Annotated in this window: 11 protein-coding genes and 2 pseudogenes; 3 read left to right on the plus strand and 10 right to left on the minus strand. The window is 67.6% G+C overall.

Features of this window, described 5'->3' with window-relative positions:
- Positions 1-163: 163 nt before the first annotated feature.
- Positions 164-352 (plus strand): annotated as a pseudogene (locus BIV25_RS53560) (IS630 family transposase); the annotation flags it as partial.
- A gap of 159 nt (positions 353-511) precedes the next feature.
- Positions 512-1,378: an IS21-like element helper ATPase IstB gene (istB, locus tag BIV25_RS37405; protein ID WP_305729340.1), complete on the plus strand. Its 867-nt coding sequence runs from the start codon at positions 512-514 to the stop codon at positions 1,376-1,378.
- A 220-nt stretch (positions 1,379-1,598) separates the two neighbouring features.
- Here the strand turns inward: istB and BIV25_RS53565 are convergent, their stop codons facing one another.
- The 3 genes from BIV25_RS53565 to BIV25_RS37420 are packed head-to-tail and all read right to left on the minus strand — an operon-like array spanning position 1,599 to position 4,648.
- Positions 1,599-3,251: an integrase gene (locus tag BIV25_RS53565; RefSeq protein WP_071376986.1), complete on the minus strand. Its 1,653-nt coding sequence runs from the start codon at positions 3,249-3,251 to the stop codon at positions 1,599-1,601.
- A 21-nt stretch (positions 3,252-3,272) separates the two neighbouring features.
- Positions 3,273-3,587 (minus strand): helix-turn-helix transcriptional regulator, encoded by a 315-nt coding sequence (locus tag BIV25_RS37415; protein ID WP_071376987.1) that lies wholly within the window; start codon positions 3,585-3,587, stop codon positions 3,273-3,275.
- The gene (locus tag BIV25_RS37420) at positions 3,584-4,648 is read right to left on the minus strand and encodes a tyrosine-type recombinase/integrase (RefSeq protein ID WP_071376988.1); all 1,065 of its coding nucleotides are present in this window, start codon (positions 4,646-4,648) and stop codon (positions 3,584-3,586) included. Before BIV25_RS37420 ends, BIV25_RS37415 begins: the two co-directional genes overlap by 4 nt.
- A gap of 146 nt (positions 4,649-4,794) precedes the next feature.
- On the opposite strand from BIV25_RS37420, the pseudogene BIV25_RS48235 reads away from it, so the two are divergent.
- Positions 4,795-4,935 (plus strand): annotated as a pseudogene (locus tag BIV25_RS48235) (ATP-binding protein); the annotation flags it as partial.
- 18 nt (positions 4,936-4,953) lie between these two features.
- On the opposite strand, the gene BIV25_RS37425 reads toward BIV25_RS48235, so the two are convergent.
- The 7 genes from BIV25_RS37425 to BIV25_RS37455 all read right to left on the minus strand — a co-directional run bounded on the left by BIV25_RS37425 (position 4,954) and on the right by BIV25_RS37455 (position 11,984).
- Positions 4,954-5,445 carry an ABC transporter substrate-binding protein gene (locus tag BIV25_RS37425; RefSeq protein ID WP_177235545.1) on the minus strand — a complete coding sequence of 164 codons (492 nt, stop codon included), beginning with the start codon at positions 5,443-5,445 and terminating at the stop codon, positions 4,954-4,956.
- 261 nt (positions 5,446-5,706) lie between these two features.
- On the minus strand, positions 5,707-6,867 hold the full coding sequence (locus BIV25_RS37430) for a glycosyltransferase (protein WP_071376990.1): 1,161 nt from the start codon (positions 6,865-6,867) through the stop codon (positions 5,707-5,709).
- A gap of 142 nt (positions 6,868-7,009) precedes the next feature.
- Positions 7,010-7,927: a replication-relaxation family protein gene (locus BIV25_RS37435; protein WP_071376991.1), complete on the minus strand. Its 918-nt coding sequence runs from the start codon at positions 7,925-7,927 to the stop codon at positions 7,010-7,012.
- Between the two features lie 330 nt (positions 7,928-8,257).
- Positions 8,258-8,971, minus strand: coding sequence for a hypothetical protein (locus BIV25_RS37440; RefSeq protein ID WP_071376992.1), 714 nt, complete (start codon positions 8,969-8,971; stop codon positions 8,258-8,260).
- A 120-nt stretch (positions 8,972-9,091) separates the two neighbouring features.
- The gene (locus BIV25_RS37445; RefSeq protein WP_256257066.1) at positions 9,092-9,430 is read right to left on the minus strand and encodes a hypothetical protein; all 339 of its coding nucleotides are present in this window, start codon (positions 9,428-9,430) and stop codon (positions 9,092-9,094) included.
- Positions 9,431-9,614: 184 nt separating this feature from the next.
- Entirely contained in the window at positions 9,615-10,394 is a 780-nt protein-coding gene (locus tag BIV25_RS37450; protein ID WP_256257067.1) for a hypothetical protein, read from the minus strand.
- 105 nt (positions 10,395-10,499) lie between these two features.
- Positions 10,500-11,984, minus strand: coding sequence for a hypothetical protein (locus BIV25_RS37455; protein WP_071376994.1), 1,485 nt, complete (start codon positions 11,982-11,984; stop codon positions 10,500-10,502).
- Positions 11,985-12,159 lie beyond the last annotated feature (175 nt).

Consider the following 12,159-nt stretch of genomic DNA (forward strand, 5'->3'; position numbering starts at 1 on the left):
TCTGGGGCGGCCATCAGTTCCGGTGTCGTCCACGACGCACCCTCTCCCCCCTGGCCACGCGATCGCACGCGCGCGACGGCTTCGACCAGCCGCAGCAGGCCCTCACTACTGATAATCGGCGTGTCCACGCTCCGTTGTCCAACGGTCCCCGCACTGTGACAAGCCAACTGAGGGCATCTGGTCACTGCTGCGGCGCAGCAGCCAGGTCAACACCGCCTTCACCGACCCTGACCACCTCATGAGCGCACTTCGGCACGGTCTCCGCCAGATCCAGTACCGCAGCAACCTCATCAACGGATGCCTCGCCGAAACCCGACTCACCTTGACGACATCACGCCAACAACGTCAGTAGCGCCACGACGCCAATTCCCGAATCGGTCGTCCCACCGGATCTGCCGTTGCCAAGCCTGACCGAGCGCCGAACCGCGCGCCTGCCTCCCGACCAGCGACCTCTGCCTGTCCTGGATCGCTGGGACCAGCTCCTGCACCACCGACCCGGAAGGGACCTGCGATGACCGGCCCTCACCACGCCCTGACCGAACCCGCCGCCGATGCCGCCATTGACACCGCCTGCCGGGTTCTGCGGCTGCCGACCATGCGGACCCAGTTCGCCGACACCGCCACCCGCGCCGAACGCGAGCACCTGTCCTACCGCGGCTACCTCGCCGAACTGCTGATGGCCGAGTGCGAGGACCGCGACCGGCGTCGGTCCGAGCGACGCATCCGAGCGGCCGGCTTCCCCCGTCAGAAGTGGCTGAACGACTTCGACTACACCGCGAACGCCAACGTCACCCCAGCTCAGATCCATAACCTCGCCACCTGTGAATGGGTCAAGAAGGGCGAACCGCTCTGCCTGATCGGCGACTCGGGAACCGGCAAGTCGCACCTGTTGATCGGCCTGGGTTCCGCCGCCGCGATGGCCGGCTACCGGGTCCGTTACGCGCTCGCCGCGAAGCTGGTCAACGAGCTCGTCGAGGCCGCCGACGAGAAGCAGCTGACCAAGACCATCGCCCGCTACGGGCGCGTCGACCTGCTCTGCATCGATGAACTGGGCTACCTCGAACTGGACCGCCGAGGCGCCGAAATGCTGTTCCAGGTTTTGACGGAGCGCGAGGAGAAGAACAGCGTGGCCATCGCCTCGAACGAATCGTTCGGAAAAGCGCACATGTTCCGGCGAACGTGTGTGAGGTGGCGCCGAAAGTCAACGGGTTCCAAATGGAGATTCCGTGCTGCTGACGACTGCGGCGGCTATCAGCGCTACCAGGTTGTCGGTCCAGCAGTCCGATTCCTTGGTGGCGACCTCGGCGCCGCAGTCTGCGCAGACGAGGTTGGGACCGTCTTGGCCGTGAAGTCCGCAGCAGCCGCCACGACGTCCTGAGTCGGGATGCAGAGCGGTGCCTGGCACGTCGTCAGGATGCAGGATGAACAGCGTGGCGTCGTAGTTGATCGCATAGGTGCCTTGCGCCACCCGCGGGTCGGCGATGCGATGGTCGGACAGGTGATCGCTGGCCGGGGCGGCCTGTGATTCCTGCAGATCGTCGGTGAGAGGGTGCTCGCAGTTCGCGCAGGTAAAGAGGGTCACCGGGACATTGTGCCGGTCACGCAGTGCCTGACCCTGGTGCGTTCTCCCTGCGCTGCGCGAGCCGACCGACGTCGACATGATCGGCGAGGTAGATCATGACGCCTTCGGGGTCCATGCCGAGGGCTGCGGCGACGAGCTTGGGATCGAGGGTGTTCACCAGGTCGGCAAGTCGGGTGCTCCGCAGGGTTCGGGGCGGGGTGCCGCAAGGGTCCAGGAGGTGGCTGACATAAGCAGTTGAGGCCGGTGCCCGGCCGGTCTTGGTGATCCGGGTGACGATCACGTAGGGGTTGTCGGTGCCCCAGTCCGCGCGGTGGGCCAGGCAGCGTTGAAGCACTGACCAGCTGACCGGGTCCATGGGCACCGGATGCGGCCGTTTGCCCAGGCGGATGGTGCGGTTGGTGGGATCGAGGTCGTCCAGGCGCAGGAGCCGGACCTCACTGCTGGAGGCCGCGTGGAGGAGGGCCAGGAGTCCGAGCAGTGCCTCGTGAGGGTGCGCGTCGGTGCCGGTGGTCCAGCGGCGGAACAGCTGTCGCTGCTGGTCGACGGCGACAGTGGTGCCGCTGAACCCCGACGGGCCCTTGGCCTTGACTCCCAGGGTGGGGTCGATAAGCACGATCTTGCGGGAGCGGGCGAAACGGAAGTACTGCCGCAGCACGGTCAGTCGACGTTGACGGGCCTTGGGTATGGTCGCCAGGAAGGCTTCGACGTCGTGGACGTCGGTCAGGGCCCAGTCCTGCTTGTTGCGCGTGCTGGTCAGGAAGCGGGCGAGGTCGCGGACGATGGCCAGGGCCGTTTCGATAGTGCTGTCGGTGCGCGGCAGGGTGCCGGCCTTCCTGGCGCGCTCGCGTGCTCGCAGCATGGACTCGGCGAACGCCTGCACCGGCGGTCGCAACGGGAGCGGGACGGCATCGATGCGGCGTCGTCGGCGTCCAGTGGCGAGCCGTTGCGCCTGGTCGGTGGGAAGGGCGAGGCCGTGCTGAGTAAGGAAGGCTTCGAGTGCGCGAGCGAGAGAGCCCATCGAACGGCCGGGGCGGCGGGCACGGTCCAGGAGGGCTTGGGGGTGGTTGGGTTGTTCGTCGTTTAGCAGCCTGCCCAGCGTGCTGATCATGGTGCAGGCACGGCTCACGCAGTGCCGGTCGGCGAGATGCCCGGCGAAGTCACCCAGCCAGGGCACCGGCTCGGCGAGCCGGGATGCCAGGTTCTCGGCGGCGATGAAGGGGCGGTCAGGGTGCTTCTGCCAGCAGGCTGAGCAGAGTCCGTGTCCGGCGTGGCGCCGCACCTGGCCGCAGCCGGCGCACTCCCGCGGGGGCTGCTTGGTCTGCCGCCGTCGCGAGCAGTGGCCGCACCATCCGGTGCTGGTCTGCAGGAAGCCGGGCCGCTGGCAGCGAGGGCAGAGCCGCTTCGCAGCCTGCCGGGCGGATTCGCGTCGGCAGATCCCGCAGTGGCTGGCGGACGGTGAGCGGACCGGGCGTCCGCAGCTTGCGCAGGTCCGCGAGCAGGTGATGCACCGTCCGGTGTCGGCCTGCAGGACGCGTGACCTCCCGCAGGCGGGGCAGGAGGCGCGGGTGGCTTCGTCCTTCATCCGGGCGGTGCAGCGGCAGCAGTGCTGCCGGTCGATGAAGCCGACCGGCGCCCCGCACCCGACACAGTCCCGCTGTCTCTTTCCCATGTCTCGCCCGCACTCCGTCGGTCAGATCGGCGGCATGGACCTGCCTCGGGCCGAGGCGGCCCGGGGCAGGTCGGCTGCCGGTTGCGGATGAGCCGCAGGGCGTTCAACGGGGGTGGTGTCGACCTCGATCAGGTCGTTGGGGGTGCATTCCAGTGCGGTGCACAATGCTGCGAGCGTGGACATCTTCACCTGGGAGGGTTCCTTGGTGAACAGGGCCGACACCGATGCGGAGGACAGTTCCAGGCCGGCCTTCTCGGCCAGGAGCCGCCGCAGCTGGGCGCCGGTCCAGACCTCGCGCTGGGCGGCGGCCATCCGCAGCTTCCACTTGATGTTCACGGCGTGGGTTCCTCTCCGGTGAGCTCGCCGAGCGTGCTGGTCACGGCGCGTCGGTAGGCGTCCTCGATGAACGTGGCCGAGGGCCGTACGTATCTCATGGTCGAACTGACAGTCCAGTGACCAAGGAGCTGCTGGATGGCCACCAGGTCCACCCCGCGCTCGTAGTTATGGGTCGCGCAGGCCCTCCGCAAGGCATGCGGGCTGAACCGGTCGGCGGCCGGACGGCCCTCCAGCTCCATCAGATAGCGCAGGCGGTTGCGGACGGTTCCCTGGTGCAGGTGGCCGCCCGACTCGTCGGCGAACAGCGCGGGCGAGTCGGGGAACTTCCCGCGGACGTCGTCGAGGAACCAGCGTAGAATCAGGTCCAGTTGGTCGAGCATGGGCACCCAGCGCGGACGGGGCCCGGAGGTGTGGGCGCCCTTGCCGAAGCGCACGTGCAGCTTGCCGAACGGGCCGCGGCCGAAGTGGACGTCCGGGCGATCCAGGAGTGAGGCCTCCTCCGAACGCAGGCCAGCGTGATACAGCGTCCGGAAGAGCGCGTAGTCGCGGGCGGCGGGCGCGTACTTGCGGGCGGTGGCGATCCGGGCCTTGAGGAAGTCGAAGAACTCCTCGACCCGCTCGGGAGTCGGCGGCGGCAGCAGGGCCGGCGAGTCGTCGCCGACATGCCGCGAGGCGTTGAACTCGTCCACCGGGCAGACCAGCCGGACCCCGAACGCCGCCTCGATCTCGATGACTTTGCGGGCCTGCAGGAACCGGTGGAATCCCTTGAAGATCTGGACGTATCCGCGGCGGGTGGATGGCGCCCGCCCATCCACGGCCAGGCCGCCGACCACGCGGTCGATGTCCTCGGGCGTGACATCCCACGCCGGCCGTCCCAGGGCTTTCAACGTCCGCTCCAGCAGGCCGATGTCGTTGTCGACTGTCACCGGGCTGAACCCCCGGGCCCGCCAGGAGGCCACGAACGCCTCCACACACAGGGCCTGGAACTCCCACGGATCCCAGGCAACGGGCGCCTCGGGCACCGTCCGGCTTTCTATCACCCGCAGACGCGACTCCACCATCCGGCACACCTTCCTCGCACCTGACGAATGAAGGTAGCGCCTACAAAACCACGCTGTCAGCGAGACAATCAAAGAGACACTCAGACCCCTGAAACGGCCAGGTCGCAGGGCACTCACCCCATGAGGAACAAGTGCCAGCCCCAGTTGGCTGGACGAAGACCTTCACCGACCCTCGTCTCTGCGCGGCCATCGTCGACCGTCTCACCTTCAACGGCGCCATCATCGAGACCGGCACCGAGTCCTATCGCCTCGCCCAGACCAGGGCCAAACAGCAGGCCGGGCGATAGACCGGCCTCCGCAGGTCATTACTGTCCAACCATTCCCCGCAGTTCGCGGATCGCCGCGTCGATGCCCTTCCTCTTCAGGGTGGCCGTCAGCTGCGGACGCAACCTGCCGAGGAAGGACACGCCCTCGACCCCGACGTTCCCGACCCTGAGCCCTTTGCCGGGCTCTTCGAATACCCAGAAGGTGATCTCTGTCGGCTCCTCATCGACCAGGGCGGACGTCATGACCCTGAACTTGCCGCGGTCGTGAGGATCCGTATCCGTGATGACCAGGTCCGCGCTCGCCAGGGGCAACTCCGCGATGAGCGCGGCGACGTAGTCCGTCATCGCGGCCAACACCGCTTCGCGCTGCTCGCTGCTCAGTTGCTCCCACCCTGGGCCCACCGCGATCGGTGCCAACTCCCGCCAGTCCAAGACAGACGAGATGAACGCAGCTCGGTCCGACTCCGCCGCTCCGGAAAAGTCGGTGAGGAACGTGCTGATGAAGGCCGAGGCGGCTTCTGCGGTGGGCACAGAGGCAAACGTAGTCGCTTGAGACTGCCGCTGGAAGATCATCCTGCAGGCCCCGGGGCCAACCCCCGCCGGAACCCGGGGCCACCACAAGCCGGAACGACCGCGTCGCGAGCCATGCAGTGGAGCCAGCTCAGGCCGGAGAAGTGGGGCCGCCGCAAGCCGTTAATGCCAAAGGTCGGCGACCGCGGTCCTGGCCGACGCCCTCGGCCTGTGCCGTCCTCATCGAGGCCGGTACGGTGCTCCACATCTGTCGGTAGCCGGTCAGTTGGGTGCGGCGGCGGTCAGGATTTCGTCCACGAGCCTGTCGGCCGCGTCCGGGCGGCCGTACGCACGGGCCCGCTCCGCCATCGCCTGCCGCAAGTGGGCATCGGTCAGGAGCGGGCCGAGCGCGTCCCTCACCTGGTCCGCTGTCACGGCGCCTTCGAGCGCGACCGCGGCCCCGGCCTCCTGCAGATGGCGCGCATTGTGCGCCTGCTCGTTCCCGGCCGACGACGCCAGCGGCACGAACACCGCGGGCTTGCCCAGCGCCGTCAGCTCCGCCAGCGTCCCCGCACCACTGCGGGAGATCACCACATCCGCCAGCGCGAGCACGTCCGGCAGCTCCGGACCGATGAACCCGGCCAGGTGGTACCGGCCGGCCAACTCGGGAGGCAGACCGGCCACATGAGCCCGCAGGCTCTCCTCGTTGGCCGGGCCGCACTGGTGCACCACGTTCGCCTGCTGCAGCAGCCACGGCAGCACCTCGCCCACCAGCTCGTTGATCTGCTGCGAACCCTGCGCACCACCCGTGACGTACGCCGTCGGCAACTGCCGGTCGAAGCCCCACAGCCCCAGCGCCTCGACGGCCTTGTCCGCATGCCCGGACAGCACCTCCGGCCGTACCGGGTTCCCCGTCACCACGGCGACCTGCCGCGCCGACTCCGACAGCAGCGGCAGCGTCGACTCCGACGACACGCAGATCCGCGCGGCCGCCGACGCGAGCTTCCGGTTCGCGAGCCCCAGCCGCACCGTCTGCTCGTGCAGCACCAGCGGGCGGTGGCACATCCGCGCGGCCAGCCCGGCCGGGACCGCGACGTAGCCGCCCGTCGCCAGCACCACATCCGGCCGGAACTGCTCGATGGCCCGCCGTGCCTGGAGCACACCGAGCGGCACCCGCGCCATGTCCCTGACGTTCGCCGGCGACGCAAGTTTCAGCGGGTTCTTGGAACGGCGGATCTTGCCCGTCACCACACTGGTGAACGCAATGCCCTCGGACAGCGCCACACGCGCCTCCAGCCCCTCAGCCGTCCCGATCCACAAGGTCTCCAGCGCCCGACCGTCTGCGGCGAGCCGGGCTTGCAGGGAGCGCACCGCGGTGAGCGCGGGATATGTGTGTCCACCGGTCCCCCCGCCCGTAACGACAAGACGGAAAGGACTGTTCATCGGGGTACTCCAAGTCCGGCGCGCAAATCAGACGAGCCGACACAGTAGCGGCTGGAGAACCTCGCTGCGCCTGCCGCACAAGAATCCACGCCACACGCTGCTCCTCAAGGACCGGCGCGCGCCGGGCCTCCCTCATGCATCATCACAAGTCTGTCCACGGGCGGGGCTTGCCCCCAGCCAGCGGGATCCATACCGACTCGGAGGGACTGTGTTGCTCGATGTCTTCCAGGACGGCTGCTCCGAGCTGAACTTCGCGGGCGAGGGCTGCTACGAGCGGGTGATGGGCGACCATCGCCTGGAGGTCACTGATCCGGTTGTCCAGCGTGGTCCGTGAGGCACCCGTGAGCACGAAGAGCACGCGTGGAAAGACGGGATACCAGCGCAGCCATGCAGGACCGTTGGCAGCCGGCTGCCTGCGGCGGCCGACGGGCTGGGCTTCGTAGTGGAACAGGCGGGCGTACTCGATCAGCTTCATGGCCAGGCGTTCGCTGCTCATGGTGCTGCGGTCGACCTCCACGAAGCCGCGCAGTTTCCTGCGGTGTTCGCCGTCGATGACTGTGTAGTGCATGACGGCGTCGGTCACGAGGCGTTCTCCCTCACCGATGGGGTGGGACACCTCGGGGGTCCAGTCCCATGGCCCGTGTTCGTGACCGAGGCGGCGGGCGTCAGCCGCGAAGGGCAGGTGGGCGCGCACGGCGGTGAGTGTGTGCGGAGTCTTCAGCGATGCTGCGGTTTTCGAGGTGATGGGGTAGGGCGGACGCCCTCGCAGAACGGGGAGATCGCGGGTCAGCCGGACTCCTTCCGGCGTGAGGTACCAGGCGTGGGTACGCGACCGCTCTGCGTCTGCCAGCGGGGTGAGGTCGGCGAAGCCCGTGGATTGCAACTTGTTCAGCACCCGGGAGAGCAGCTGGCGGGAGCCGTCGGGGCGCAGCATCTGGCGCAGCTGGCCGGTCGTGGCCATGCGGTGCAGGGCGAGTGCGGTCAGGACCTGCAGGCGCAGGGGTTCAGCGGGGCTGGGGGCCGACTCGGCTGCCGGTCTACCTGGTGTGGAACTGGTCATGGGCAGGAGACAACCCGCAGCCCCCGACCACGACCCCGACCATGAGACCCCGACCAAGGTCACGGCCCGGGAACGGACTCGTGGTCCGGGCCATGGACACCGACCGCAGCCCCGACCACGAGACCGACCGAGGGCGCCCACGGGCCCCCGGGCATGCAGTTCGGGAAGATCGGCGATGGCCGGTCCGCGGCAGCAGTTGCTGCTGCGGGGCGCGGTGGCGAGCCGCGCCGTGCCGGCCATCGTGCGGCACCCGGCCCGCAAGGGACCAACGCCCGTAACCGGCTGCCGCGTTCATGGGGCGGTGGGCAAACAGGCGCTCACCACCGGGTCTTACCTTTTGGACCGCTGGGCGGCCTGCTCGAGGATACGTCGGCGTGTCCAGCGCCGCCGCCCCTTCTGGCGCCCCTCCTCGGCGACTCCGTCCGTTTCTTTCAGCAGGGGCAGGTTGCCCTGGGACAGGCTGCTGGAGAAGGAGCCGACGGTCTTGTACCCGAGCAGGACGGCCGCCTGGGTCGCACCCAGGAGTTCGTCGGGATCACCGTCGACGGGTACATCGGGAAGGGCCGGCGCTGCTGTGTCGCCCGCGCGTCTTCCGCGGCCGGGCCGGGTAGCCATCCAGTCCAGCAGGGTCTGCACCCGCCACAGCTGCCGGCGGTAGGGGTTCTCGCTTGTACCCTTCTCTTCCACGACGTCGGGGTCCGGGAAGTAACCGGGGTGGTCGCGCACGAAGGTGGTGACCTGGTTGGCGTTCTTGTAGCCGAGGAACCTCGAGGCCTCCGCCGCGTTCAGCAGTTCCTGCGGGTCGCGGGAGGGCGGCGTGTGTTCCGTGAGCCGTGCCTGCGCGCGGTGGGCGAACCATGCGGTGACCTCCGCGTGGTTCCACAGGCGGGCGCGGCCGCCCTTGTCGACGAACTCGGGGAAGGGCTCGGCGGCCGCGTTTTGTGCGCGCTCGTTGTAGAGACCGTTGATCCGCGCGGGCGTCAGGCCCTGTTCGGCCGCGATCTCGGCAGCGTCGGCCAGGCGAGGCTCGCGGCGCGAGGTCATGGCTAAACCGTCCGTCCTGTCGGAGGTGTGCCGGCCCGTCCGGCTCACAACACAAATAATGGCAGGAGTTTCGGTTGGAGGTCCAGCCCACTCTTCAAGGATTTTGCGGGACGGGTGTGCTCACTCCTCGGGGATCAGGCAGACACCGCGGCGCGCCGCGTCCTCGGCCATCTCGGCGTACGCCATGGCGGCCGGTGTCCTCTCCCACTCGGCCAGGGCGAGCAGCAGGATCACCTCGTCGCGGTCCTGCGATGCATCGCAGGGCATACCGGCGCGGTCGGCGGCGCACATCAGATCCTCCGTGGGCAGTCCGCCGAGGCGTGCTGCCATGCTCCTTTGCAGATCCTGAAGGCCCTGCTGGTAGAGCTCGTTCGCCTCGTGCAGGAGCGGCACGAGGTCCTCGCCGTGGCTGGCCGGTGCCGCCGCGGCGAGGCCGAGGATGCGCTGGGTCGTCGTCATCGTCATTGAGCCTTCGCCGACTTGAAATCAAAGGCAAAAGGGCTTGGTGTGACCGGTTCTCGGGGATATTCACGCATAGCTCAAGGCATCCAGAGCCGTCGCGACGAACTGGGGTAAACGTGGTTCCGTCTTCTTCGGCTCGTTCAGGGCTGTGGCCCTGGTGATCTGGCTCCGTTCATGATCGTCAGAGTGAGCTCTGGTTTCTTAGGCTCTGCGTGATGCGTAGGAACTCGGCGTCAGTCATGGACGGGTCGTCGGTCCAGACGGTGATGGTGTATCCGTTCTGGGTCCACGCTGCCGTCCACGACGGGTCTGACGTCTTCTGAAGCCGGCCGGCATGACCGCTGAAGGACATCGGAGTCCCTTGTGTGGGTGTGGTCTCGCCAGCGTCCGCCGTGATGCTCAGGGCGCCGACCTGCCCTCCCTTGCCCGGGTTGCGTTGATAGGTGTAGGTCCATGTGGCTTTGTTACTCACCGGGTTCGGTAGCCCTAGGGAGTTATTGGGGCCGATGGCCTTATCCGCAGGCGCGAAGCCGGACGGCAGATATCGGGGGTAGGGGAAGTGCGTGTCGTCGAAGGTAATGATGCCATTGCCGGTGACACCATCGGTGATTTTCCTGTCGCCCACGGGCTTGTCGAGGGCGGTGCTGATCAGGCCGCCATGCGGGTTGTGGCACGAATCACTGGACCGACGCCGGCCATGCCATTTGCGCTTTTCTGTCAGCGTGATGCCGTGGGCGGACTCGTGAGCTTGGAGATCGGGTTTGTCCTCGCAGTCCATCCAGGATGTGACGGTGGTGAGGGTGCGCCCGTGGTTGCTTACGAATACGTCGCTGTCTATAGGCCCGTCGTCAGTGTGGACGTTGTCCAGAGCCATCCAGACGGTCACGGCTGCCGCTAGACAGACCGACCCGGCACCGGCCCAGATCATCCAGCGGAAACGGCGGAGGTTCTTCAAGGGCACGGTCGCATACTCCGTAGTCTTCCGGCGGATGGCTGACGCCAAGCCTGCCATGGCGGAACCGAAGAGAAGAAGGAGGCGGGGGCGTGCTCCGCCCCCGCCGTGATGTCAACTGGTGACGAGGGTCCAGTTCATGTCCTGGAGCGTCTGGTAGATCGGCACGTAGTAGAGACCTTTAAAGCACCACGGCGTGCGCTGCCAGCCGTCCGTCACGGTGCTTACCGATTCATCTGCCGGGCAGTTGACCGTTCTATCGAAGGAAGTGAGTGTTCCGCGTGCCTCGTCGGTCGTGAAGTTGTTCGCGCCGGCGAAGACGGGGGCGCCGCTGTCGCCGTTGACTCCTGCGATGCCGTCCGATGTCAGCGAGGTGGCGTAGGCGAGATCAGCGATCGGCCGGTACACGCCGTTCTCGCCCGTGACTCCGATGTCGGTCTTGGAGATCTGTACGTTGCAGTGGACACCGCCGTTGGCGCCGTCCTCGCACACGTAGTCACCGACGTTGTTGTGGCCCCAACCGCTGACCGGTTTCGCGTAGTAGTCCAACCGCATCGCCGTCCCGTCGTACAGGGCGCCGCTGAGCTGTGGCTCCGGCAGGTCGATTCCCTGGACGTCATCGGTCATAGAGATCGCGAGGCCGTCACTTGAGCCGACGGCGTCACCACCCAGATAAGTTCGCCAAAGGCCGTCGTTCCCGTTGCAGTGGGCGGCGGTGGTCAGCATGTTCACCCCCTTGTAGTTCTTGACGCCGAAGCCACTGGAGCAGATGCCGCCGGTGGGATTCTTCAGCCCGGAACCTCCGGTCCAGGGGGCGGCGTCGTGCTGCCTGTTGGTCACCCCCACCTCGGGGCTTGCTGAGACAGGGTGCTTGGCCGGAGCCGTGGGTGTTGGGGCCTCTGTGGGCGGAGCCTTGTAACTCGCCGCCGTGTTGATGCCCGTCAGTCGGTCGGTGAGGGCCTTGACCTCGAGCGAACGGTCCTTGCGGGCAGCCGGTGCGAGGGGCTCCCTTGGGGCGGCCGTGTGCGGACCGAGGGCATCAGCGTACGTGATGTCGAGGCCGCTGCCGTCCACGGCCGGGCCGATGCTGGTGATGTGGATGGGGGTGGACACACCGGCAACGCGCAGATCCGCGGGCTTCCCGCCGCGCAGGAGCTTGTTCCGGGCCGCGTGCAGATCTGCCTTGGAGTAGCGGGCTGGAAGGACCGAAGCAGTCACACCCTGGGGCAGGTGGGCGAGGATGCGCTGCACGCGCTGCGGCGGGGAGCCCTTCCAGTGCAGGCGCAGGCTGTTGTGGTCGGGGTCGACTTCGATTTCGGTGAAGCCGGGAATCCTGGCCCGGTCCGATTCGGAGAGCCCTTCAGTGATCTGCCCGGCGACCTTGTCGAGCACTTCCTGCTTCTTCTCGGTCGCGACGAGGCGCGGATCCGTGACAGGGCGGGCCTTGCCAGCGACGGCTTCTGCCTTTGCCGCTGCGTTGCCAGGCAGTTGGGTCGACGCGCTCGCGGAGGGGGAAGCGATGAAGGGGAGGGAGAGGGCCAGCGCCGCGGCGGGGATGGCGGTCGCCGCCGGTCTGCGGCTTCTGCCGGTGTCCTTCACGAGACCTCATTTCCTCAGTTGCGCAATTGACGTGATCATGGTGATTCGGTCGCGATCTTGGAGGCAAGGTGAAATTGAGACAGGTGTGGAAGTGGATCGTCAGACGGAGCCGGACGGTTCACTGATCTCTGCTGGCTGTGCATAGAGTGGTGTGCATCGTGAAATCGCAGGTCAC

It is taken from the genome of Streptomyces sp. MUSC 14 (assembly GCF_001866675.1).
Classification (GTDB): Bacteria; Actinomycetota; Actinomycetes; order Streptomycetales; family Streptomycetaceae; genus Streptomyces.

Excerpts from the sequence above, each read along its gene's own strand:
- istB (WP_305729340.1), top strand. The coding sequence starts at position 512 with ATGACCGGCCCTCACCACGCCCTGACCGAACCCGCCGCCGATGCCGCC.
- BIV25_RS53565 (WP_071376986.1), bottom strand. The coding sequence starts at position 3,251 with ATGGGAAAGAGACAGCGGGACTGTGTCGGGTGCGGGGCGCCGGTCGGC.
- BIV25_RS37420 (WP_071376988.1), bottom strand. The coding sequence starts at position 4,648 with ATGGTGGAGTCGCGTCTGCGGGTGATAGAAAGCCGGACGGTGCCCGAG.
- BIV25_RS37430 (WP_071376990.1), bottom strand. The coding sequence starts at position 6,867 with ATGAACAGTCCTTTCCGTCTTGTCGTTACGGGCGGGGGGACCGGTGGA.
- BIV25_RS37435 (WP_071376991.1), bottom strand. The coding sequence starts at position 7,927 with ATGACCAGTTCCACACCAGGTAGACCGGCAGCCGAGTCGGCCCCCAGC.
- BIV25_RS37440 (WP_071376992.1), bottom strand. The coding sequence starts at position 8,971 with ATGACCTCGCGCCGCGAGCCTCGCCTGGCCGACGCTGCCGAGATCGCG.
- BIV25_RS37445 (WP_256257066.1), bottom strand. The coding sequence starts at position 9,430 with ATGACGACGACCCAGCGCATCCTCGGCCTCGCCGCGGCGGCACCGGCC.